Here is a 23,541-nt window from a genome sequence, read left to right as displayed (position 1 = left end):
TACAACCATTACAGATACCAATGGAACTTAAAAAGGATGACCCCTGTACAATACAGAGATCATCTTCTGCAAGCAATTTAGTCTTTTTTTAAATGGTCCTTTACATAGGGTACAGTTTATTGTGGGGTCTGCCTTTTTTGAATTTTAGTTGAAAAAGTTTTTGAATGATTTTAAGCGGCTTTTTCTCGACTGGATACTGCTCTGCGATTTTGAAGATATCCTGTGAGCAAAATACCAGCCATAACTGCGGCAATAAACAAGATACGCAGCGCGGGGTGCTCGGTAAAGTATGGTTCCAGCTTACGTTCCTCGGTAATCATATTAGAGGCCGTATAACCAAGCACAGCCGATCCTAAATAGATAATCCAGGGGAATTTATTGATCAGCTTGATAAAGAGAGTGCTTCCCCATACAACGATCGGCACGCTGATTAACAGGCCCAGCACTACAAGTAGCAAATGCTGCTGGGCAGCACCCGCAACAGCAATCACGTTGTCCAGACCCATAGCCGCATCGGCTACAACAATGGTGCGGATAGCACCCCATAAAGTTGTTCCCGCTTTGACTTCGGTATGGTCCTCCTGGTCTACGAGCAACTTATACGCGATCCAGACTAACATGACACCCCCGATGAGTAACAACCACGGTACTTGGAGCAGCCAGAGTACCACAATGGTGGCTGCTATGCGAATGAGCAGGGCACCACCGGTACCGTACAGAATCGCTTTTTTTTGCGTTGCAGGAGGCAGCTTTCTGGCGGCAAGTCCAATTACAATCGCATTATCTCCTGCGAGCAGAAGGTCAATAAATATCACATTAAGCAGTAGCCAAAAGAACTGAAGTCCAGACATGTCAATCGTTCTCATCTCCCTGATTAAACATCCTAAATTCATTGTATGTTGTTTATGTTAATACCCGTTTTTCGGAAATACGATTCATTATATTGCTGTTCGTTATTGAATTCAAGGTCTTTACTCAACAAATTGACATCTGTTTTTATATAAATGATGACTTATTTACTAAGGCTTACAAGCATAGCCTCGTCCTATTTCGCATACAAGTAGGATGGGGGTGTTTGTACACATGGAGCATATCATTTTGCTGTTGAAAATATTAATGATCAATTTGGTGTTAAGCGGTGATAATGCGGTTGTTATAGCCATGGCGAGCAAAAACTTGCCTGCAAGGCAGCGAAGTCAAGCTATATGGTGGGGGGCAGTTGGTGCAGTCCTCCTGCGCTGTGTTTTGACTTTTGTAGCTGTCATTTTGCTGGGCATACCCTTTATTCAGGCGGCAGGCGGCCTACTTCTGTTATGGATTGCGTTTAAGCTGCTTTATGAGAATGAGGATCATGTGGGAGTAAGAGCAGAAACAACCATATGGAAGGCTATACAGGTGATTCTGGTAGCGGACTTTGTGATGAGTCTAGATAACGTATTGGCTATTGCAGCCCTAGCAGATGGGGATATCGCCATTATTGTCATTGGTATTGCGATTAGCATTCCGATTGTCGTCTGGGGCAGCAACGTGATTGCCGTCTGGCTTCACCGGTTCCCTGTGCTTGTTTTACTTGGATCTGCAATCCTGGCCTTTACGGCAGGAGAAATGTTACTGCGTGATCCCAGATTGGGTGTATGGTTAGCAGGGATAGGAGAAGTTATACATGTATGGTTACCGGGACTGTTGGCAGCAGCAGTTGTCATTGCAGGAATATATCGTCAGTTACGAGCCCGCCATATTTGAACGTAGTTTTTTTGGAAAACATCGGCTAAACTAGACATAGGGTTTTTGCAGGATGCCGTGGAGTCTGCTCGGTTTTTGTAAAGACTCTATATTCATAAAAATACACTTACAAACAACCACATTAAGAGACCCAAAAACAAATTCAGCAAACAAAGGAGACCACGATGAATTCCGGAAAAGAGCGTATGATCGGAGTGGGCATTGTTGCCGTAGGACTGATTATTTTGTTGGGGAAACTGGGGGCGTTCTCCTTTTTGGGACGAAACTTTTGGCCCTTGCTGATTTTAATACCTGGAATCGTACTGCATGCAATGTACATGATGCGTAAAGTATCACCCTTTATGTTGCTGCCGGCAGGGATTTTGTCGGTTTATGGCTTCTTATTTTTTCTCTGCAATATTTGGGGTTGGCATTTAATGGCCTATTTATGGCCTTTGTTACTTCTAGGTGTGGCGATTGGATTATGCGAGTACGCCATTAATGATATTTCGCTTTCTCGTAATGTATATACAGGGGGCGTGATATTAGGCTTGGTTTCGGTACTTTTATTGGTTATTACCCTGCTAAGAACGGGTATCATGTATGTTATTGCAGTTTTACTGATCGGCGCTGGAATCTGGTTGGTCGTTAACAACCGTGGCAAACGCAAATGGTAAACGACAAGCTGTGCAGATTTCATGGCGGTAAATTACGGAACAGGCAATAATGTCTTGCTTTATGACATATTTCAACTATAATATAATGGATATGATAAGAGCGTCGGAATGATTTCTGACGCTTATTTTAAGGTTTTCACGCGAATCGGAGAGAGAAGCTGTCTGTATAAAGCCTGAAACATATAGAAGGCTGGCAGGGAGTGGCCCTAAAGAACGATTGTTAGCCTTGAATCAGCACTGCTTCAGGATAGAGACACTATTTTGATATACGGAAAGGATATGGATACAAACCATGCATGCAAGAGAAAACATTCGCAATATTGCGATTATTGCCCACGTCGACCACGGAAAAACGACGCTTGTCGACAAGCTGCTTCAACAGTCCGGAACATTTAGAGAACACGAGGCTGTTCAGGAGCGCGCCATGGACTCCAACGATCTGGAGCGTGAACGCGGTATTACGATTTTGGCTAAAAATACAGCTATCACTTACAAAGATTACCTGATTAACATTGTAGATACACCGGGACACGCCGACTTTGGTGGCGAAGTGGAACGGATTATGAAAATGGTTGACGGCGTTCTGCTCGTCGTTGATGCTTACGAAGGTTGCATGCCGCAAACGAAATTCGTACTGCGTAAAGCGCTGGAACAAAATCTGACGCCTATCGTTGTAGTGAACAAAATTGACCGTCCGGCAGCTCGTCCGGCAGAAGTCATTGACGAAGTACTGGATCTGTTCATTGAGCTGGGTGCGAATGATGAGCAATTGGAATTCCCTGTTGTGTACGCTTCGGCGCTGAACGGAACATCCAGCATGGATGCTGAAAAGCAAGACGACAACATGCAAGCATTGTACGAAACAGTTGTAGAGCACATTCCGGCTCCAACTGAGAATGTAGATGAGCCTCTTCAATTCCTCGTAACACTGATGGACTATAACGAATACCTTGGCCGAATTGCAGTAGGTCGTGTTAACCGCGGTATCATCAAGCAGGGACAATCGGTCACAGTTATTCAGCGCGATGGTAGCAGTAAATCAGCGCGTATTGAGAAGCTGTTCGGCTTCCAAGGCCTGAAACGGATTGAAACTGATCAAGCGGGCGCTGGTGACATTGTGGCGATTGCGGGAATTAAGGATATCAACATCGGTGAAACCATTGCCGATCCAAATCATCCTGAAGCGTTGCCTGTACTGAAGATTGATGAGCCAACGCTGCAAATGACCTTCTTGGTTAACAACAGCCCATTCGCAGGTCGCGATGGTAAGTGGGTAACATCCCGTAAATTGCGTGAGCGTCTTCTGAAAGAACTCGAAACTGATGTCAGCTTACGTGTTGATGAAACTGACAGCCCGGACGCCTTTATTGTATCCGGACGTGGTGAGTTGCATCTGGGTATCCTGATTGAAAACATGCGTCGTGAAGGTTACGAACTGCAAGTGTCCAAACCGGAAGTTATCGTCAAGGAAATTGACGGTAAGAAAATGGAGCCAATCGAACGTCTCCTCATTGATATTCCGGAAGAAAGCATGGGCGCGGTTATGGAAAGTTTGGGCTCCCGTAAAGCCGAAATGGTTAACATGATTAATAACGGCACTGGACAGGTTCGTTTGGAATTCCTGATCCCTGCACGTGGTCTGATCGGTTACACTACAAACTTCCTGACTTTGACTCGTGGTTACGGCGTAATGAACCATGCGTTTGACAGCTATGGACCATTTGTTGGCGGTCAAGTAGGTGGACGTCATCAGGGTGTACTCGTGTCAACGGAAAACGGCAGCTCTACATTTTACGGTATGCTGGGCGTAGAAGATCGCGGTATTTTGTTCCTGGAGCCAGGTACTGAAATCTATGAAGGCATGATCGTTGGGGAGCACACGCGTGATAACGACATCGTCGTTAACATTTGTAAAGAAAAACAATTAACAAACGTTCGCTCAGCAACAAAAGACGATACAGTTAAACTGAAAACACCTGTTATCTTCTCTCTGGAGCAGGCGCTTGAATATCTGAATGATGATGAGTATTGCGAAATTACACCTAATGCCATCCGTTTGCGTAAAAAGATCTTGAACAAAGGTGAGCGCGAGCGTGCGGAGAAACAACGTAAAACAGCACAAGCAAATATGTAATTGATTGGATTGGTCTTTGGCCACAGCGGCGACGCCCGGGAACGGGATGCGCCGCTGTATGTGTTTTAGGATTGTAAACTTGGAGAAAGCTATATTTCTCAAAACGCAGGAAAAGGTGTTGAAGCATGAGTAATCTTTCGAACGGATTGCCTCCCCGGACACAAAGCGGGAAAAAATCCGCCAAACCGAAAAAAACGAAAAAGAAAAAAAGTTTTTTCAGATCGTTTATGAAGTTTGTCTTGTTTCTGCTCATTATAGGTATCTTGGCAGCAGGTGGTTATATCTACTATATTTACAATCAAGTAGAGGAAGTTTTGGATACGGGAATCAACACGGAAGTACCCAAAACGGAATTGGCAGAAGCTAAGCCTTTGACTATCTTATTGCTAGGAACAGACTACCGCCCTGATCATCCGACTTATTTGTCAGACGTTATTATGGTAGCTACATTGAACCCCAATACAAAATCGTCTACCATCGTGTCCTTACCGCGTGATACGCGTCTAGAAATGGATGGATATAAACCACGTAAGCTAAATGAGTATTATCCGGTGTTTAAGGCCAGAGAGAAAGAATCTGGTGAAGTTGCTGAAGAGCAAATGAAGAAGATGATCGGCAAATATTTAAACATTGATATTGATTATGTGACGGTTATTAACTTCCAGGGCTTTAGAGATGTTGTAGATAATTTGGGTGGCGTAGATGTGACGGTTGATAAAAATATGTGTTACCGTGACCGTGCAGATGGTACCGATATTAACCTGACAGCTGGAGCCAAGCATTTGAACGGTGATCAGGCTCTTGATTTTGTTCGCTACCGCAAATCGAATTGTCGTCCGAGAACAGCTGAATCAGACGATTTTGATCGCAATCGTCGACAAAATCAGGTGCTTCATTCCTTAATTGATCAAATGCAATCCTTTAACGCTTTGACCAAGTTTAGTGCAATTATTAAATCGGTTGATAAGAATATGATGACAGATATCGAGTCACAGCAAATGAAAAATATTGTACAAACCTATTGGAATATTTCCAAGCAAAATGTAAAATACAATCCGGTAGCGGGAACGTGGCGTAGCCCTTATGTGTACATTGATGAGCAACAGCTCGATTTGGCTAAACAAGCGCTACAAGAGGAATTAGCTAAAAAAGCAAGCGACAATACTGCAGCTTCTTCCAATTCCTGAGTATGTATCTTTCTTCCTTCTTATGTTATACTCGCAGCGAGTAAAGCTCTTATATAGCATAAGGGGGTTGAGGTATGTCTAAATTTATAATGAACCGAGTCTAGGTCCAGTGAGCGAATCACTGGGCCTTTTGTGTCTAATTTTAAAAAATGTACAGGCTCAAAGGCTACCTTCCCTACAACGTTTCGTTGATTTATGCTGCTTTGGGGTTCTTTTTTCAGGGAATCAGCAAGTATTGGGTACCCGGTGAATAGGTATAGGTATGAAACACGAGATTGTCCACGCCGCTTTGGAGGGGATTTAATGAAGAAAATTTTTGTGCTGGATACGAATGTGCTGCTGCATGATCCGAAAGCCATTTTTACCTTCAAAGAACATGAAGTTGTCATTCCAGCTGTTGTTCTGGAAGAAATCGACTCCAAAAAACGCAACGCGGATGAGATTGGACGGAATGCCCGTAATGTATCGCGATTGTTGGACGGGTTGAGAGAAGTGGGTCATCTGCATAGTGGCGTTCCACTGCCCCAAGGTGGGAGGCTTAAGGTTGAGTTAAACCACCGGAGCTTTTTGAAAGTTCAGGAGATGTTCGGGGAGGTTTCGAACGATAACCGGATTTTGGCGGTCGCCTTGAATTATCATCTGGAAGAGCAGGAGCAGTCTGAACCGCGTTCGGTCGTGTTGGTCAGTAAAGACGTGCTGGTCAGAATAAAGGCAGATGTATTGGGACTGCTGACCGAAGACTACCTATCCGATAGAACTGGCGATCTAAGTGAGCTATACCCCGGATACTCGGCAATACAGGTGCACCCGTCCATCATAGATGAATTTTACTCTAACCGTTTTTTACCAATCAAGCCACTGGAACTACCTTATACGCTGTATCCACATGAATTTGTTATTCTGAAAGATGAAATGGGGACTGGAAAATCTGCTTTGCTGAAAGTAAACCAGGAGGCAGAGCGATTGGAGCCTCTGTATTTAAGTAACGAATCAGTGTGGGGAATCAGCGCACGTAATGCGCAACAGCGGATGGCATTGGAGCTTTTGCTTAATGACGATATCCCCCTCGTGACGATTACAGGAAAAGCGGGTACGGGCAAAACGCTGCTGGCGCTGGCGGCAGGTTTGCTTAAGGTAGAGGATGAACATCGCTTCAAGAAACTGTTAATTGCTCGGCCTGTCGTTCCTATGGGTAAGGATATCGGTTATTTACCGGGAGAAAAGGATGAAAAGCTTCGCCCGTGGATGCAACCGATTTACGACAATCTCGAGTACCTATTTGATGCCAAAAAATCAGGTGATATCGACAAAATTTTGATGGGCTTGGGCAGTATTCAGGTGGAGGCGCTCACTTATATTCGCGGGCGTTCGATACCTGGGCAATTTATTATAGTCGATGAGGCGCAAAATTTATCCCGACATGAGATCAAAACGATTGTGTCCCGGGTGGGTGAGGGGAGCAAGATCATTTTGATGGGAGATCCGGAGCAGATTGATCACCCTTATCTGGATGCAGCCAGTAATGGCCTAACCTATGTGGTGGAGCGGTTTAAACAAGAAGGGATTAGCGGGCATATTATGTTGGAAAAAGGAGAACGCTCCAAGCTCGCGCAGTTGGCAGCCGACCTGCTATAAAATCCCTATCGTTATAACAAATAATAAAGACCTCGGGAACATCCCGGGGTCTCTTGTTTTGTACACGTAAAAATTCAGAGTATGAAAGGTGAGCAGAAGCTTACTTAAAGCTTAATTCGAGCTTAACCTCAAGTATTCCTGTTAGAGTGCGTACTTCTGTGGCTTTGACATATGAAATAAGCTGCTGTGGGTAGAAGCCCAGATCAAAATCCTTTTCCAGCTTGTTGCGGGTCGTATCCGGTAGTTCCAGTCCGTTAAATACCAGTCGATCCACATGAAATAGAATTGCATTTTTCGGTTCATTCTCTACCGTGTAGTGACCTTCTACCGTCAATTTCATCGTTCCTTGCTGACCTTCCACCACAATTCGATCCTGCACAAAGGAAAAGTTGAAGTGATTAAACAATTCATTTTCTGACTTTAAAAAACGGTTAAAGTCCTCTTCACGAATGCTTATCGTAATGATTTTTCCATTTGTAACCATGGCCCCTTGTTGTTGTTGAATGAATTGTGGTAAATCCTGCATAGCTTGAGCTAATGCTTTAAAGTGTTTATTTACCTCGTAGACACCTACATTCTCCCAATAAGCTGTCATTTCGCTAATTAGTTTGCGTAGGGTATCCGGGTCATCACTGGCATTAACACCGTCATTTACACGCGACTGAAGCAGGACAATACGTTTACGTTGTGCCAGTAAGTTTGTTTTGACCGTCTCCAATTCCGTCGAGGCTTGGGTGACTTGTTGTTCTGTTTTTCGCATAGATCGATAATTGGATTCGTATTCTTGAAGCACATCCTGATCGTGGCTAATCAACAATAAGTAGTAATCGTACAGAGATAGAAGTTGCTTTATACTTTTCGCCCCTAGCACAACACTCAACAGCTTGTCCCTTTCCCCCATATAATAAGATCGCAGTACAGAACCTGCACGCTTCCGTTGTATGGTCATTTGCTCCTGCTGAACGGTAAGGCTACTTCGAAGTTCCTGCTGACGGTGTAAAAGAGTCTGCTGCTCCTGACTGATTCGCTCAATTTCATGGTCTATCTCAACAATCGACAGGCTATCCTGTAAAATCTGGCTTTCTTCTTGGGAGGGAGCGGCCAGAGTAGGACGTACATATATGGAAGTTAGCATCATAATGATGGTCAGCAGGGTGCTTACCGTGATTTTTATTCGTTTGTTCATTTGGTTTCCCCTTTTATGTATTCCCGAAAAAGACTAATGGTAATGTATATGATCCTTTCTTATTCTTTAACCATTCATTTTATTGTACAGCAGTCAGAGCATGCTTGAAACCAGAAACTGTTTACTTCACGTATGAGTTCTTGCAGAAATGGAAATACAATTTAGTATCAAATAGATTCTATGAACTCTACGAGAGGCATAGGAATGAATAAACAGCTTTTATACCCTATTCAAATACCGGCAAGATCGGTTCATGAAGACGGTTATTTCAGGATGTTGTTAGGAGGGCTAGAGGCATGACTGCAATAAGACAAGATGCATGGAGTGCGGAAGATGATTTGATATTGGCGGAGGTGACATTGCGGCATATCCGGGAAGGTGGAACACAGCTCGCTGCGTTTGAGGAGGTTGGACAAAAAATTGGAAGAACCTCTGCAGCATGCGGCTTTCGCTGGAACAGTTGCGTGCGCAAACGTTACGATGAAGCGATTAGCATTGCCAAAGCGCAGCGCCAGAAACGCAGTTATATCCGCAAGCAGAACCCGGTGGGTGTATCACAGGTGGCAGCTTTCGCCTCGCTTGATACAGTCGAAAGTGGATACAGAACAGATGGTTCGAGTGAGGATACGTTATCTATTGATGCAGTAATTCGCTTCTTGCGTCAATGGAAAGGATCTGTGCAGGAAACCAATCGGCAGATTAAGATGCTGGAGAAAGATTTACGGGAAAAGGAAGAGGAACTGAATCAGCTCCGCTCCATTAATGACCGGCTGTCCAAAGAAGTGAATGAGGTGCAAACCGACTATCGTGTTGTAAATGATGATTATAGAGCTTTGATTCAGATTATGGACCGAGCCCGGCGTTTGGCTTTAATCACTGAAGATGAGGAAGAGCTTAAATCCAGATTCAAAATGGACGCCAATGGGAATCTGGAGCGCATTGAGTAGCAAGATTACATCAGCAAATCTGAAATAAAACGTCAACTAGCGCTTTGCCGTAGTTGGCGTTTTTTGTATTTCTTTGGAGTGCATATGATATAGTAGAAAAAAAGATGGAAGCGAGACGATACAAAGGTGATTGATATTATTGGAGCGGGTTCGCTAGGATTGTTGTTTGCCGGGAGGTTGTCGGCCTCGGGTACTAAAGTAAGGCTGTGGACACGAACACTTGAACAGGCAAGTGTCATAGCTCGTGATGGGATTACTGTGTTTAATAAGGAGGGTCAAGCGGCTGTCCATGTGCCTGGGGATACATTGAAGGTAGCTCCATTGGCAGATTGGCAACGGTTAAATTCACATACTCCGGCACGGTGGATAATGCTTATGATCAAACAGGGGGCGATTGAAGAAGTATTAGTACAGATCCAGCCAGCAGCTAAATCGGAAAGAGATACGGGAATTGTTTGTTTACAGAATGGAATCGGCCATATAGAACGCATTAGACAGGCGTGGCCTGAAGCTGTGGTATACCCTGCTGTGACGACCGAAGGAGCCAAGAGGCAGGGAGTAGCATCTATTGTACATGCGGGATCGGGCGTTACTGAAATTGGCTGTTCGGAAGGAGGGGAGGAAGCGAAAAACAGTAATTTCAAACAATGTGTGCTAAATCGGCTGCTTGCAGCAGGATTTGACGCTTGCTTGTCGAAAGAAATCGAGAACGGTATGTATCGCAAGTTGTTGATCAATGCTGTGATCAATCCGTTAACGGCGGTATGGCGAGTTCGTAATGGCGAGCTGCTTTCGGACCCTATTCGAATACATATGATGCGCAAGCTGTACGATGAAGGCATTCAAGTGTATGAAGCTCATGGTATCCACTGGGAAAGCACATGGTGGGACCAAATTATGAATGTATGCCGGGCAACGGCAGAGAATCACTCGTCCATGCTAGCTGATGTACTTGCACAGTCCATGACAGAAGTTGCTTCCATTAACGGACAACTGGTGCAGATGGCAGATCGGGCTGGAGTTACTGCACCAACTCATAAGGTATTGTGGCAATTAATTGAAGGCATGCGGCTAAAAGAGGGGTGATCAGTTGAGTCTTATACAAGGTACTATTATCACTTTCAGTATTCTTCCCTTTTTTCCGTTTTTGATCGTGTTTGCGGTTTGTCGCTACTTTCTTAAAATGGAAAAGAAGAAATCGTTACTTACATCTATGGATATTACCACGTTTTTTCTGATATTTTCCGTTGCAGCACTCTTTAATGTTATTTTTACATCTCGATTCGGTTTTTATTTGATTTTACTGCTCCTATTACTGGCATTAGGTTTAATTGGAGGAGCACAAAATCGAATAAAAGGGAAGGTTGATGGTAAAAGATTGTGTAGAGCAGTCTGGAGATTAACTTTTATGGCGATGACATTGACGTATATTTTGTTGACTGTTGTTGGTATATTTAAGAATATATTCAACGCCATGTGATATAAGGTGACATGAAATGGTGAAAAAATATGAATTAATCATGTTTTTTTGAAAAAAAAGCTCAATTTGAAGAAATGTTATGTAGATTTTTTTGACCGCTGGTTGTATAATCTATAAACATATACCACTTTAGAACTAGGGGGAAAACGCTAGATGAAAAGGAAAAGCTTTTTAGTCCTTTTGACACTCGTTCTTGCGGTTGGCGCACTGCTCGCAGGTTGTGGCTCCAGCAAGAATGATAACAATGGCAAGGGCGCACAAGAAAACACCTCGACTACGCCGGCTCCGGCCGACAAACAGATTTTGCGCATTAATCTGGCATCCGAGCCGCCAACATTCGACCCGGCACAGGCTCAAGATACTCAAGCAAACACTGTTTTAAAAACAATGTATGAAGGTCTTGTTCGCATGGGCCCTGATGGTAAAGAAATTCCTGGCGTAGCTGAATCCTGGAAAATTTCCGATGACGGCAAAACCTATACGTTCAAGCTTCGCGATACTGCAAAATGGAGTAATGGCGACCCGGTCAAAGCAAGTGATTTCGTATTTGCTTGGCAGCGGGTATTGGATCCTTCCACGGCTCCAGCACCTCCATATGCTTACCAATTGTACTATATCAAAAATGCTGAGGGCTATAACCTGAGCACTTCCAAATCTTTTAAAGGTACTAAAGTTACGGACTTCAAAGATGTAGGTGTCAAAGCAGTTGACGACCATACATTGCAGGTAGAACTGGAACATGCAACACCTTACTTCCTGGGATTGACTTCTTTCTACACCTATTATCCGGTGCATCCGTCTGTTAAAGGTAATGATAAATGGGCGACTAAAAAAGAAAGCATGATCACTAACGGGCCTTTCACATTGTCGACTTGGGAGACGGGTCAAAAGATCGAGGTTTCCAAAAGCGAAAATTATTGGGGTAAGGACGAAATTAAGCTGAAGAAAATTACAATGTCCCTTGTAAACAGCGGTGCAACAGAACTCGCTTCTTACAGAAGTGGACAACTTGATTATGCAGGTAAACCTAATGGCGAAATTCCTGCAGACCAAATGATGGCTGTGAAAAATGAAATGCCTAACGAATTTCAGGCTAAAGGAATAGCGAGCACCTATTACTATTTGTTTAACGTCACCGAAAAACCGTTCAATAATCTTAAAATTCGTAAAGCCTTTGCGATGTCGATTCAACGTCAGCCGATTGTTGATAGAGTAACGATGGGTGGCGAGATTCCTGCTTACGGCTTTGTACCTCCGGGTATTAAAGGTTTATCTCAGGAATACCGTAGTGAACACAAAGATGATTATTTTAAAGAAGATGTAGCTGAAGCGAAGAAATTGCTTCAAGAAGGTATGAAGGAAGAAGGAGTAACTTCACTCCCTCCAATTACTCTACTCTACAATTCCACTGAAGGGCACCAAAAAATTGCTTTGGCAGTTGCAGATATGTGGAAGAAAAACCTGGGAATCGACGTGAAAACGCAAAACCAGGAGTGGGGCGTATTTATCCAAACACGTAACAAGTTGAATTTCCAAATTGCTCGTGGTGGATGGTCTGCTGACTTTAATGATCCGATGACATTCCTGGATATCTGGACAACTGGTAATGGCAACAATAATTCTGGATATTCTAATCCTGAATATGACGGTTTGATTAAAGCGGCTAAAACAGAAACTGATCCAGGAAAACGCATGGAAATATTTGCAAAAGCAGAGAAGCTTCTTGTTCAGGATGATATGGTTTTACTGCCGATTTATTACTACTCTAATACTTCTTTGACGAAACCAAATGTAAAAGGCGTTGCCTTGGATTTTAGTGGTGCAATTGATTTTACAAGAGCTTATATAACACAGTAAGTAGCTGATACTTGATTCTGAAGTTGAAGAGTTACTTCGGGATATATATGTGGGTACTGCCATATATATCCCGTTTTTTTTGTGTGTGAGGGTTCTTTTTATTATTTAATTAACCATGCATATAAGTAGATTGGACAACCCAACTCTATTTCTATAGAATCGAATGGTGTCGAAAAAATTATGGGGGGTGTAAACGGGCGATGGCGCGTTATTTGATCAGTAAATTTATATTTATGCTTATTTCTTTGCTCATTCTGATCTCTGCGACGTTCTTTCTGATGAAGGCAATTCCAGGTAACCCTTTCATGAGCGAAAGAGCGACGTCTCCTGAGATTCAAGCCCGATTAATGGAACAGTATGGGTTGGATAAGCCTGTATATGTACAATATTTTAAATACTTAGGTGATATTGTTACGGGTGATTTTGGTATTTCTATGAAAAAATTGAATCAAGATGTAAGCGACATTATTGGACAGACCTTCATGGTGTCACTAAAATTAGGTCTGGTCGCGATTATTGTTTCCATTATTGTCGGTATTTTACTAGGTATGCTGGCGGCTTTGTACCATCGTAGACTCATTGATACCGTAGCGATGATATTGGCAATTCTGGGTATTGCGGTTCCCAGCTTCGTTCTGGCATCATTAATTCAGTTCTTTCTTGCCCAAAAGTTGGAATTGTTTAATGTTATGGGCTTTGAGGGCCCAATGGACTACGTTCTACCTGTTGCGGCTTTGTCCGCTCAACCAATTGCATTTATTGCACGATTGACGCGTTCCAGTATGATAGAAGTACTGCATGCAGATTATATCAAGACGGCCAAAGCTAAAGGCTTGAAATCCATTACGATCATGTTCAAACACGTTGTGCGGAATGCTATTTTGCCAGTTGTTACCTACGTAGGTCCAATGACAGCGAATATTATTACCGGATCTGTGGTTATTGAACGGATTTTCGGGATTGGCGGTATTGGTAAAGTGTTTGTGGAAAGTATCACAAGTCGTGATTACACCATGATTATGGGCATAACGATTTTTTACGGTGTTTTGCTTATGTTAGCGCGTTTTATTACAGATGTCGCGTATGGGTTTATTGATCCTCGGATTAAGCTGTCCGGCGGGAAGGAGGGGTAACTTTATGTCTGTGAAAGACAATGCTGTGAATTTGGATAAACTTCAGGTGAAACCGGAAGATTTCCAAAAAATAGGGGTCGATGAAAAGCAGTCTGAAGTTATTCAGCGAGAAAGCTTATCTGCTTGGCGCGATGCCTGGGAACGACTTCGTAAAAACAAGGTTGCAATGACTAGCTTGATTGTTCTAGTTCTGATTGTGCTTTTTTCTTTAATCGGCCCGATATTGTCACCCTATAATTATTACTCTAATGATTTACTGAGCACGAATCTGCCACCTTCTGCGGAGCATTGGTTCGGTACGGATGATCTTGGACGTGATATGTTTGTCCGTACATGGATGGGAGCACGGATTTCCTTGACGATAGGTCTGGCTGCGGCTTTGATTGATTTGCTGATTGGTGTTATTTATGGTGGAATTATGGGGTACTTTGGTGGTCGTGTAGATGAAATCATGAATAAATTTTCTGAAATTCTGTATTCCATTCCTTATCTGCTTGTTACGATCCTGCTGCTGGTTGTTTTGGAGCCAAGTATTACGACAATTATTATTGCGCTCTGTGTGACCGGGTGGATTAACATGTCGTGGATTGTGCGCGGTGAAATGATGCAACTCAAAAACAGAGAGTTTGTACTTGCTTCCCGTTCCATGGGGGCTGGAGCAGGTCGTTTGCTTTTCCGCCACCTCTTGCCTAATGCAGTAGGTCCGATCATCGTTACATTGACGTTGAGCGTTCCGACCGCTATTTTTTCCGAAGCTTTCCTGAGCTTCCTCGGTTTAGGGGTACCCAATCCGGAGGCATCGCTTGGTTCAATGATTGAATCGGCTCTGACAGGATGGATGTACTATCCATGGCGTATGCTTTTCCCGGCAGGTTTAATCAGTTTGATTATGCTTGCGTTCAACCTTTTTGGCGACGGCTTGCGTGATGCGCTTGATCCGAAGTTGAAGAAATAGGAGGTGAGATCATGGTGAGTAGCAACAATTTAATTGAGGTTGAAGGTCTTAAAAAGTATTTTAATGTTGGCAAAAACCGTGTGCTCAAAGCGGTGGATAACCTGAATTTCTATATTCGTGAGGGTGAAACACTTGGTATGGTTGGCGAATCCGGCTGTGGTAAATCTACAGCGGGTCGTACCATTCTGCGCTTATATGAACCTACAGCAGGTAGCGTACGTTTTAACGGCACGGATATTTACAAATTATCACCGGGTAAAATGAAAGCAATGCGCCGTGATATGCAGATGATCTTTCAAGATCCGTATGCATCATTGAACCCGCGTTTTACCGTTTCCGATATCATTGGTGAGGCACTGGATATTCACAATATGGCAGGTAGCCGTGCAGAACGCAAGAAACGGATTGAAGAGTTACTCGATCTGGTTGGTTTGAACCCTGACCATGCAACACGCTATCCGCATGAGTTTTCAGGTGGTCAACGTCAACGGATCGGTATTGCACGCGCGCTGGCGGTTAATCCTAAATTTATCATTTGTGATGAGCCGATTTCAGCTCTTGACGTATCTATTCAGGCTCAGGTTGTCAACCTGTTAAAAGAGCTTCAAGAACGTTTGGGTCTGACGTACCTGTTCATTGCGCATGATCTGTCGATGGTCAAGCACATCAGTGATCGGGTAGCTGTAATGTATATGGGTAGAATGGTTGAGCTTGCAGAAAGCGCTGAGTTGTATGCAAACCCGATCCATCCTTATACAAAAATGCTTTTGTCGGCGATCCCACTTCCTGATCCGGAAGTAGAAGCCAATAAAAAACGGATTATTATGCCAGGCGACCAAGCAGGCCCGATTCATGATGCATCTGGCAATAAGACAGGGGCTTATAACCTGGAAAATGCCACGCTGATCGAAGTGTCTAAAGGACATTTTGTAGCTGAGCCTTACGCCTGATTTTATTTTATGAACCAACCGCCGAGTTATTCGGCGGTTTTTTTTGTAGGAAGCTTTGACGTGGACATGGGCTTTCGGTACAATCAAGCAGTAAGGTTTTGGTGGAGACAGGAGGCAGACCCATGAAAATAATTCCGGAAACGCTTCGCGGAGGGTCGGCTTTGGCAGAAGATTATATACAGGGTACAGGACGCGCAAGCGATTTGTATGAATATGATGTTCTGCACGCCGATGCTTATGCCCAACGGGCGAAGTGGCTGGATAAGACGGAGCATCTGCGATTAAGCCGTAAGGATGTCGTAGCGTGTCTTCGCATATACAATGAGCAATACAATTCGTATGAGGCGGTTCGTGCTTCATTGGACCGTCTGGAAAGTCCAGATGCCTTAGTAGTAGTTGGCGGGCAGCAAAGCGGACTGTTCACAGGTCCGATGCTGGTCATTTACAAAGCCGCTACAATTATTAAGGCGGCTAGAGAAGCTGAGGAGCGGCTTGGACGTCCGGTTATTCCCGTCTTCTGGATTGCTGGCGAAGATCATGACTGGGACGAGGTCAATCATACATACGTAATGGCAAATGACCCACAAGCAGTCAAAATCAAGCTGAATAAGCAGCCTGAACGCCGTTCTTCAGTTAGTGCTATTAAAGTCGATACTGTTGAGTGGAAGCAAGCGATGGCTGATATAGAGCAAAGCTTGCCTGATTCAGAACATAAGACTGATATTTTGCGCATGATTGAGCATGGGCTGACGGATTCATATGGATTAAGTGAAGCCTTTGCCAAGTTGCTGGGCCTTTTGTTCGGTACCTATGGATTAGTGCTTATGGATTCAGCAAATCCTTCGTTGCGCAAGTTGGAAGCATCCGTTTTTCGACGGCTGGTTCGGCACAATGATGAGTTGGAGCAGGCTTACCGGACGACTGCTGCGCGGATAGTAGATTATGGCTATCATTTACAAGCGGATGTGCACGAAGGTGGCGCGAATCTCTTTTATATCCATGAAGATGAACGCCTGCTGCTTTTCAAAAAAGCTGGACTATTCACGGATCGGCGCGGTTTGGTGGCGTTCACAGTGGATGAACTGCTTGAAGAGATAGATAGACACCCCGAACGTTTTAGTAACAATGTGCTAACCCGTCCTCTAATGCAGGATTCACTGTTTCCGGTGCTGGCATCTGTGCTGGGTCTAGGTGAGATTGCTTACTGGGCGATTACACGGGACGCTTTCGGGGTGTTGGAGATGCAGATGCCGATACTGCTGCCTCGAATGTCTTTTACGTTGGTAGAGCCAGGTGTGGAGAAGCATATGCTTAAGTACGAATTAAGTTTTGATCAAGTTAGAGACGGACTTGAGGAACGGAAAAAGCAATGGATTGCCACTCAAGATCAACTTGGAATGCAGGATCAGTTTTCCGAGGCTAAGGAAGCTTTTGTCCGCATGTACGAACCGCTTGTACAGCAGACAGGTTTGATTGAAAAAGGTTTGCTTCGGCTTGGAGAAACCAACCGCGAGAAAATTCTGGGGCAGATCGCCTATCTGGAGGCAAAAGTTCAGGAAGCGCTGCTTCGGCAAAATGAAACAGCACTTCGCCAGTGGGATCGTATCGAATGGTCGCTTTTCCCATTTGGACAGCCGCAGGAGCGAGCGTATACGATCTATCATTTTCTGAACCGTCACGGTGTCAGCCTGATTGATATGATTATGAACATGCCATTGGATCTGAAGGGTACTCATCGTGTTATTTATGTATGATTTATTATTTTATGTAGGATTTATCCTGGAGCAAATTTAACCAATATGAAGGAGGAAACAACGTATGACTTCCCATTCTCTGCAAAATAGCATTGTTCACGATCTTAAATTGGCCCCTGAAGGTCATTTGAAAATTGATTGGGTAGAAGCCCATATGCCGGTATTAAACCGTATACGTCAACAATTCGAGCAAGAGCAGCCTTTTGCTGGTCTGAAGGTAACCATCTGTCTACATCTGGAGGCCAAAACGGCTTATCTGGCTAAAGTGGTACAAGCAGGTGGAGCGCAGGTCACCATTACTGGTAGTAATCCATTGTCCACACAAGATGATGTTTGCGCCGCATTAGTTGAAGATGGCGTTACGGTATTAGCTAAATACAACCCGGACCCAGAGGAATTCAAGAATTTGCAAATCAAGGCACTGGAAACAAAACCAGATCTCATTATTGATGATGGTGGTGACCTGGTTACTCTATTACAATCCGAACGGCCTGATCTGATTTCTACGATCCGTGGGGGAGCAGAGGAGACAACTACAGGGATTATTCGTTTGAAGGCCTTGGAAAAAGAAGGGCAACTTCACTTTCCGATGGTGGCTGTTAATGATGCTTACTGCAAATATTTGTTCGACAACCGCTATGGTACAGGACAGTCAGCTTTCGACGGCATTATTCGTACGACTAATCTGGTTGTGGCAGGGAGTACAGTGGTTGTGGTAGGTTATGGCTGGTGTGGCAAAGGGGTTGCAATGCGTGCGAAAGGGCTGGGAGCCAACGTTGTTGTAACCGAAGTTGATCCAATCAAGGCAGTAGAAGCTCATATGGATGGTTTCCATGTGTTGCCGATGGTAGAAGCTGCCAAACTGGGTGACTTCTTTATTACAGTAACTGGAAACAAAGCTGTAATTACAGGGGAACACTTTGATGTTATGAAGGATGGAGCTGTGCTGTGTAACGCAGGGCATTTTGATGTGGAGGTTAGTAAGCCTGAGCTTGCTAAACGCTCCGAATCCATTCGCACGGTGCGTCGCAATATCGAGGAATATCGCTTTAAAGATGGACGTAAAATGTATTTGCTGGCAGAAGGGCGCCTCGTGAATCTAGCTGCCGCCGATGGTCATCCTGCGGAGATTATGGATACCACATTTGCGCTTCAGGCACTTGGCTTGAAATATGTGAATGATCGTTACAACGAGCTGGGTAAAGCCGTTATTAATGTACCTTATGAAATTGATGAGCAGGTAGCTCGATTCAAGCTTGATAGTCTGGGAATCAAGATTGATACGTTAACAGAAGAGCAAAAGATCTATCTGGACAGCTGGAACGCGTAATCGGAGTATTTTCGGTCACAGTGTCCACTGCAATGGTGTTATGTTTATAGTGTTTGTGTAGGTTGACATAATGGATAGAGAGTAAGCCCTTTATTCCATGTTGTTTCGAAACCTGATGCATATTGTCGGGGGTTCGGCTTCATGGGATATGGGGCTTTTTGGCATCTTGTGACGTGGGGCTACAATAACAGACATAATGGTATGAATCTGGCTTTTATCACTTTTTCGTAATGAAAAAGAGGTCTTTGATTTTTTAAAGCGAATCTATTATGCTTAAGTGGTGGAAAGTGGGCCAAAGTGGGAGAATGGGGTAAGGGGTGACGAAACCAATGTTTATGGGGGAGTTCCAACATAGCATTGATGAGAAGGGTCGGCTTACTGTTCCGGCCAAGTTTCGTGAACTTCTCGGTGCCTCGTTCGTGGTTACCCGCGGGCTGGACCAATGCCTCTTCGTGTATCCCATGGATGAGTGGGCTGTCATGGAGAAAAAACTTAAAGCACTGCCTCTGATGAAGGCCGATGCGCGGGCGTTTACCCGTTTTTTTTTCTCGGGGGCGACTGAATGCGAATTGGACAAACAGGGCAGGGTAAATTTACCGGGGAATTTGTGCGAATACGCCAAGCTTACTAAAGAGTGCGTCGTATTGGGAGTGTCCACCCGGGTAGAGATTTGGAGCAAACATACTTGGGAGCAATATTTCAACCAATCAGAAGAAGCATTTAACGACATTGCTGAGAAATTGGTTGATTTCAACTTTGAATTGTAATTTAGGAGGTCAGCCGTTTGTTTCACCACATTACCGTACTCAAGGAAGAAGCAACACAGGCACTAAACATCAGGCAGGACGGGATCTATGTGGACTGCACGTTGGGAGGGGCAGGACACAGTTCCGTCATTGCGTCACAGCTTGGCCCTGAGGGAAGGCTCATTGCCTTTGATCAGGACGACTGGGCATTGAACAATGCGCGAGAGAAGCTGTCAGCCTATGAAGGAAAGATTTCATTAGTGAAATCCAACTTCCGCCACTTGCAGGACAAGCTGGCCGAACTGGGATTGCCCGAAAAAGACGGCGTCCCGCAGGTCCAGGGTATTTTGTTCGATCTGGGTGTGTCCTCGCCCCAGTTCGATGAGGGGGAGCGGGGATTTAGCTACAATCATGATGCACCGCTTGATATGCGGATGGATCAGAGTAGCTCGCTTACGGCTTACGAAATTGTCAACGAGTGGCCGGAAGCAGAGATTGCACGTATTTTGTTTCAATACGGAGAAGAGAAGTTTTCACGGCGGATCGCGAAGATTATGATTGAACGTCGAATGAACAAGCCTATTCACACAACAGGGGAACTTGTCGATATTATCAAAGAAGGAATTCCGGCTGCGGCACGCAGAACCGGGGGACATCCGGCTAAACGCAGCTTCCAGGCTTTGCGGATCGCTGTGAATGATGAGTTGGGTGCACTGGAAGATACTTTGCACCAGGCAGTAAGATGTCTGGCTCCAGGGGGCAGAATTTCGGTTATTACATTTCATTCCTTGGAGGATCGGATATGCAAGCATATTTTCAAGGAGTATTTGGCGAAAAGCATCTATCCATCTGATTTGCCTATTTTGGAGGACAAAATGATAGGCGATCTAAAGCTGGTGAATCGTAAGCCGATTGTGGCGTCAGAGCAGGAATTGGAGCTGAATCCACGGTCCCGGTCAGCCAAGCTAAGAGTTGCCGAAAAATTGTAAATTTAATGGAGAAGGAGAGGCGACATGGCTTATACACGCGGTAATTTGGCTGTAAAAGAAAGAGCCCGTCAGGAACAGGTTCAGCAACAACGGTATCGTGAAACCACCAAAGTCGTTACACGCCGCAGAGAGCTGCCGATTCGAGAAAAGCTGCTGTATCTATTGACACTTGTAGCGTGCATTGTCATTGCTGGTATGTTGATTGGCAGGTACGCTCACATTTATCAAATCAATTATTCGATTAATACGGCAAGCAAGGACATTTCCAAATTACAGACCAATATCGCCCAACTGAAGATTCAAAAGGAGCGTCTGGAGAATCAGATTGTGCCAACTGCAAAGGAACAGGGATATATCGAACCAACAAGAGAGCCCATTCGTGTGGAAAAGCAGGCTGCCAAATAGTTAAGGGCATAGCATCAAGCTATGCTCTGACTTACATTTTTTTGCAGAGAGGTTTGAGGTATGGTCAAAAGAATAAAGCTTCGCACACTGCTGATAGGGGGATGTATTACCCTCTTTTTTCTTGTTCTGCTACTTAAGGTATTTTGGATTCAAGTTGTGAGCGGGGAATATTGGCATAAGCAGGTAGTTACTCAGGTAGAAAGAGACCAGGTGATTCAGCCCAAGCGTGGAACCATTACGGACCGTAAAGGGAACGTATTAGCTACGGATGCACCAGCTTATACGGTAGTTGTCAATCCTAGCATCATTCAGGAGTATGATTTGGAGAATGAGGTTGTAGCCAAGCTGCATCAGCTACTCAAAACGCCTGAGGATGAGCTGAGAAGGCATCTTTCTGCGAAGGATAAAAAGGGTAACTACTTAAAAAACCGCGAGATTCGTAACGGGGGCTGGAAGGTAGACCCTGAGGTCAAGGCACAAGTGGATACGTTCAAAAGTTATTTGAAGGATAAGTATGAAGTAATTGGAGCTGTGGACACCGTTCAGGAATCCAAACGCTATTATCCGGAAAATAAGCTGGCTTCTCATGTCCTTGGCTATCTACGAAAAGATGGCACAGCAGGTATGGGGTTGGAAGCTTATTATAATAAAGAGCTCTCGGGAACGGCTGGAAAGCTTCTGTATCAGCGGGATCGAAAGGGAGTTCCTCTTCAGGGAACGGAAAGTGTTTATGAGCCGGCGCAAAATGGTAAAAATTTAAAGCTGACGATTGACGATACGATTCAGTATTATATAGAGGATGCCATGCAGGAAGCTATTGCAAATTATAATCCGAAAACGATGACTGTGGTAGCGGCTGATCCTAAAACGATGGATGTTCTCGGTATGGCGACTTACCCGAATTTTAATCCCAATACATATGGGAGTACACCTTTGGAATATTTCCGTAATAATGCTACTCAGTCTATCTACGAGCCAGGCTCCACGTTTAAGATTGTAACCTTGGCTGCCGCGGTTCAAGAAAAGGTGTTCAATCCGAATGAAACCTACCAATCTGGTATGATTCGAGTCGGAGGCTGGGATATTCGTGACGTAAGCCGTAGCTGGGGAACATTAACCTATCTCCAAGGGGTCAAGCGTTCAAGTAACGTCGGTTTCGTCCATCTGGGGCTGAATAAGTTGGGTGGCGAAAGGCTAAAGAAATATATTCTTAACTTTGGATTCGGCGTAAAAACAGGCATTGATCTTCCGAGTGAGTCTAGCGGAGCTATTACATTCCATACCCAGTACAAATCCGAAGTCGCAACGGCTTCCTATGGACATGGACGTGTTCAGGTGACGCCAATCCAGCAGGTAGCTGCCATCTCGGCAATTGCTAACGGAGGTAAGCTGATGCAGCCTCATCTGGTGAAGGAAATTATGAACCCAGATACAGGCGAAGTACAGACGATTCAACCGAAGGAAGTCCGCCAAGTGATTACTCCGGAATCGGCGGTCCAGACAAGCAGCTATCTGGAGCAGGTCGTGTCTGACCAAGAAATCGGTACGGGACGCCTTGCTTATATTGACGGATATCGTGTTGCTGGTAAAACAGGTACGGCGACGAAAGTCGTCGGAAAAGTATACGACCATTCGAAGGATGTCGTGTCCTTTATTGGTTTTGCACCAGTAAATGATCCGAAAATAGCTGTTTTGGTTGTCATGGACGAACCTAACAAATCAGTAGGCGGCGGTACAGCAGCAGCGCCTGTATTTAAAAAAATCGTATCCCAATCGCTGCTATATATGGGAGTTCCCAAAACGGGAACCAAAACGAATAAATCAGATGGTGCTGCAGTAAAAACGGTGAATTTGCCAACGGTACCACAATTAACCGATCAGATGAAGAAGGATGCGCAAAACGCATTGCTCAAACAGGGGATTGCTTATGAAACGGTAGGCAAAGGATCAAAAATTGTTCGCCAGTATCCTGAGGCAGGCGTCAAAATGAAACCGGGACAACGCATTTACTTGCTGACTGAGGATAGTGCCAACATGACCATTCCTGATTTTACAGGTGTTTCGTTGCGTGACACGCTTCAAGTTCTGACGCTTATGAAGGTTGGTGTTCAGGTAAGCGGCGAAGGTTATGTTGTCTCTCAAAAGGCACAAATGGTAAATGGCAAGCGGATCGTCAGTGTGACGCTTCAGCCGGCCAAAGAAACGGTGACCGGAGTGAAACCGGAGGAAACACAGGACTCGACCACTGGAGTTGCAGCTAACCAAACAGGCAGCGCAACGAAAACGGAGGCCGATACTAAAACCGAAACCAGTACTACTGCCGATGCTGGAACAAACGCGGGGGCTCCTAAGGGAGGAATATCTGCTGTAGCAGATGAGAAAAGTGCTGCTTCGATTAAAGGTGAGGATAACTGATAGCTTGTTCTAATGTCCGTTCTTTTGAATATTCATGAG

The 23,541-nt window shown here is 44.5% G+C and carries 21 protein-coding genes; 19 read left to right on the top strand and 2 right to left on the bottom strand.

Annotation, left to right across the window (positions count from 1 at the left end):
- A partial coding sequence (locus AC6EJC_RS04220) for an IS3 family transposase (protein WP_444952884.1) occupies positions 1-81 on the top strand: 81 nt, incomplete at its 5' end.
- Between the two features lie 89 nt (positions 82-170).
- Here AC6EJC_RS04220 and AC6EJC_RS04215 read toward each other — a convergent pair.
- A complete protein-coding gene (locus AC6EJC_RS04215; protein ID WP_444952870.1) occupies positions 171-866 on the bottom strand; it encodes a TerC family protein in 696 nt (231 codons plus the stop codon).
- A gap of 217 nt (positions 867-1,083) precedes the next feature.
- Between AC6EJC_RS04215 and AC6EJC_RS04210 the strand changes: the two genes are divergently transcribed.
- From AC6EJC_RS04210 to AC6EJC_RS04190, 5 genes are all read left to right on the top strand, one after another.
- Positions 1,084-1,743: a TerC family protein gene (locus AC6EJC_RS04210; protein WP_444952869.1), complete on the top strand. Its 660-nt coding sequence runs from the start codon at positions 1,084-1,086 to the stop codon at positions 1,741-1,743.
- A 164-nt stretch (positions 1,744-1,907) separates the two neighbouring features.
- The gene (locus AC6EJC_RS04205; RefSeq protein WP_444952868.1) at positions 1,908-2,399 is read left to right on the top strand and encodes a hypothetical protein; all 492 of its coding nucleotides are present in this window, start codon (positions 1,908-1,910) and stop codon (positions 2,397-2,399) included.
- Between the two features lie 292 nt (positions 2,400-2,691).
- Positions 2,692-4,533 (top strand): translational GTPase TypA, encoded by a 1,842-nt coding sequence (gene typA / locus AC6EJC_RS04200; RefSeq protein ID WP_444952867.1) that lies wholly within the window; start codon positions 2,692-2,694, stop codon positions 4,531-4,533.
- Positions 4,534-4,658: 125 nt separating this feature from the next.
- Positions 4,659-5,720 carry an LCP family protein gene (locus AC6EJC_RS04195; protein WP_444952866.1) on the top strand — a complete coding sequence of 354 codons (1,062 nt, stop codon included), beginning with the start codon at positions 4,659-4,661 and terminating at the stop codon, positions 5,718-5,720.
- A gap of 303 nt (positions 5,721-6,023) precedes the next feature.
- Positions 6,024-7,355, top strand: coding sequence for a PhoH family protein (locus AC6EJC_RS04190; protein ID WP_444952865.1), 1,332 nt, complete (start codon positions 6,024-6,026; stop codon positions 7,353-7,355).
- A gap of 100 nt (positions 7,356-7,455) precedes the next feature.
- Here AC6EJC_RS04190 and AC6EJC_RS04185 read toward each other — a convergent pair whose 3' ends face one another.
- Positions 7,456-8,541 (bottom strand): coiled-coil domain-containing protein, encoded by a 1,086-nt coding sequence (locus AC6EJC_RS04185; RefSeq protein ID WP_444952864.1) that lies wholly within the window; start codon positions 8,539-8,541, stop codon positions 7,456-7,458.
- A gap of 296 nt (positions 8,542-8,837) precedes the next feature.
- Between AC6EJC_RS04185 and AC6EJC_RS04180 the strand changes: the two genes are divergently transcribed.
- From AC6EJC_RS04180 to AC6EJC_RS04120, 13 genes are all read left to right on the top strand, one after another.
- Positions 8,838-9,488: an RsfA family transcriptional regulator gene (locus AC6EJC_RS04180; protein ID WP_444952863.1), complete on the top strand. Its 651-nt coding sequence runs from the start codon at positions 8,838-8,840 to the stop codon at positions 9,486-9,488.
- Between the two features lie 126 nt (positions 9,489-9,614).
- Positions 9,615-10,574, top strand: coding sequence for a ketopantoate reductase family protein (locus tag AC6EJC_RS04175; protein ID WP_444952862.1), 960 nt, complete (start codon positions 9,615-9,617; stop codon positions 10,572-10,574).
- Positions 10,575-10,578: 4 nt separating this feature from the next.
- Entirely contained in the window at positions 10,579-10,968 is a 390-nt protein-coding gene (locus tag AC6EJC_RS04170) for a DUF3397 domain-containing protein (protein WP_444952861.1), read from the top strand.
- A 153-nt stretch (positions 10,969-11,121) separates the two neighbouring features.
- Positions 11,122-12,825 (top strand): peptide ABC transporter substrate-binding protein, encoded by a 1,704-nt coding sequence (locus AC6EJC_RS04165; RefSeq protein WP_444952860.1) that lies wholly within the window; start codon positions 11,122-11,124, stop codon positions 12,823-12,825.
- Positions 12,826-13,025: 200 nt separating this feature from the next.
- A complete protein-coding gene (locus tag AC6EJC_RS04160) occupies positions 13,026-13,958 on the top strand; it encodes an ABC transporter permease (RefSeq protein ID WP_444952859.1) in 933 nt (310 codons plus the stop codon).
- A gap of 4 nt (positions 13,959-13,962) precedes the next feature.
- Positions 13,963-14,913 (top strand): ABC transporter permease, encoded by a 951-nt coding sequence (locus AC6EJC_RS04155; protein ID WP_029517762.1) that lies wholly within the window; start codon positions 13,963-13,965, stop codon positions 14,911-14,913.
- Positions 14,914-14,924: 11 nt separating this feature from the next.
- Complete coding sequence (locus AC6EJC_RS04150; RefSeq protein ID WP_444952858.1) at positions 14,925-15,863, top strand: ABC transporter ATP-binding protein; 939 nt, start codon at positions 14,925-14,927, stop codon at positions 15,861-15,863.
- 122 nt (positions 15,864-15,985) lie between these two features.
- Positions 15,986-17,617 (top strand): bacillithiol biosynthesis cysteine-adding enzyme BshC, encoded by a 1,632-nt coding sequence (bshC, locus tag AC6EJC_RS04145; RefSeq protein WP_444952857.1) that lies wholly within the window; start codon positions 15,986-15,988, stop codon positions 17,615-17,617.
- A 64-nt stretch (positions 17,618-17,681) separates the two neighbouring features.
- Positions 17,682-18,947: an adenosylhomocysteinase gene (locus AC6EJC_RS04140; protein WP_444952856.1), complete on the top strand. Its 1,266-nt coding sequence runs from the start codon at positions 17,682-17,684 to the stop codon at positions 18,945-18,947.
- A gap of 329 nt (positions 18,948-19,276) precedes the next feature.
- The gene (gene mraZ / locus AC6EJC_RS04135) at positions 19,277-19,714 is read left to right on the top strand and encodes a division/cell wall cluster transcriptional repressor MraZ (RefSeq protein WP_013311099.1); all 438 of its coding nucleotides are present in this window, start codon (positions 19,277-19,279) and stop codon (positions 19,712-19,714) included.
- A gap of 17 nt (positions 19,715-19,731) precedes the next feature.
- Complete coding sequence (rsmH, locus tag AC6EJC_RS04130) at positions 19,732-20,682, top strand: 16S rRNA (cytosine(1402)-N(4))-methyltransferase RsmH (protein ID WP_444952855.1); 951 nt, start codon at positions 19,732-19,734, stop codon at positions 20,680-20,682.
- Positions 20,683-20,706: 24 nt separating this feature from the next.
- Positions 20,707-21,087: a type VI secretion system membrane subunit TssM gene (locus AC6EJC_RS04125; protein ID WP_029517759.1), complete on the top strand. Its 381-nt coding sequence runs from the start codon at positions 20,707-20,709 to the stop codon at positions 21,085-21,087.
- A gap of 60 nt (positions 21,088-21,147) precedes the next feature.
- Positions 21,148-23,502 carry a penicillin-binding transpeptidase domain-containing protein gene (locus AC6EJC_RS04120; RefSeq protein ID WP_444952854.1) on the top strand — a complete coding sequence of 785 codons (2,355 nt, stop codon included), beginning with the start codon at positions 21,148-21,150 and terminating at the stop codon, positions 23,500-23,502.
- Positions 23,503-23,541 lie beyond the last annotated feature (39 nt).

The organism is Paenibacillus sp. TY11 (assembly GCF_059772165.1).
This window is presented reverse-complemented; position numbering and strand designations above follow the sequence as displayed.

Bases quoted from the DNA above. Each gene is read 5' to 3' on its own strand.
- AC6EJC_RS04125 (WP_029517759.1), top strand. From the start codon at position 20,707: ATGGCTTATACACGCGGTAATTTGGCTGTAAAAGAAAGAGCCCGTCAG.
- AC6EJC_RS04185 (WP_444952864.1), bottom strand. From the start codon at position 8,541: ATGAACAAACGAATAAAAATCACGGTAAGCACCCTGCTGACCATCATT.
- AC6EJC_RS04215 (WP_444952870.1), bottom strand. From the start codon at position 866: ATGAGAACGATTGACATGTCTGGACTTCAGTTCTTTTGGCTACTGCTT.
- AC6EJC_RS04205 (WP_444952868.1), top strand. From the start codon at position 1,908: ATGAATTCCGGAAAAGAGCGTATGATCGGAGTGGGCATTGTTGCCGTA.
- AC6EJC_RS04155 (WP_029517762.1), top strand. From the start codon at position 13,963: ATGTCTGTGAAAGACAATGCTGTGAATTTGGATAAACTTCAGGTGAAA.
- AC6EJC_RS04120 (WP_444952854.1), top strand. From the start codon at position 21,148: ATGGTCAAAAGAATAAAGCTTCGCACACTGCTGATAGGGGGATGTATT.
- AC6EJC_RS04195 (WP_444952866.1), top strand. From the start codon at position 4,659: ATGAGTAATCTTTCGAACGGATTGCCTCCCCGGACACAAAGCGGGAAA.
- AC6EJC_RS04190 (WP_444952865.1), top strand. From the start codon at position 6,024: ATGAAGAAAATTTTTGTGCTGGATACGAATGTGCTGCTGCATGATCCG.
- AC6EJC_RS04210 (WP_444952869.1), top strand. From the start codon at position 1,084: ATGGAGCATATCATTTTGCTGTTGAAAATATTAATGATCAATTTGGTG.
- AC6EJC_RS04165 (WP_444952860.1), top strand. From the start codon at position 11,122: ATGAAAAGGAAAAGCTTTTTAGTCCTTTTGACACTCGTTCTTGCGGTT.
- bshC (WP_444952857.1), top strand. From the start codon at position 15,986: ATGAAAATAATTCCGGAAACGCTTCGCGGAGGGTCGGCTTTGGCAGAA.
- AC6EJC_RS04180 (WP_444952863.1), top strand. From the start codon at position 8,838: ATGACTGCAATAAGACAAGATGCATGGAGTGCGGAAGATGATTTGATA.
- AC6EJC_RS04160 (WP_444952859.1), top strand. From the start codon at position 13,026: ATGGCGCGTTATTTGATCAGTAAATTTATATTTATGCTTATTTCTTTG.
- mraZ (WP_013311099.1), top strand. From the start codon at position 19,277: ATGTTTATGGGGGAGTTCCAACATAGCATTGATGAGAAGGGTCGGCTT.
- AC6EJC_RS04150 (WP_444952858.1), top strand. From the start codon at position 14,925: ATGGTGAGTAGCAACAATTTAATTGAGGTTGAAGGTCTTAAAAAGTAT.
- typA (WP_444952867.1), top strand. From the start codon at position 2,692: ATGCATGCAAGAGAAAACATTCGCAATATTGCGATTATTGCCCACGTC.
- AC6EJC_RS04140 (WP_444952856.1), top strand. From the start codon at position 17,682: ATGACTTCCCATTCTCTGCAAAATAGCATTGTTCACGATCTTAAATTG.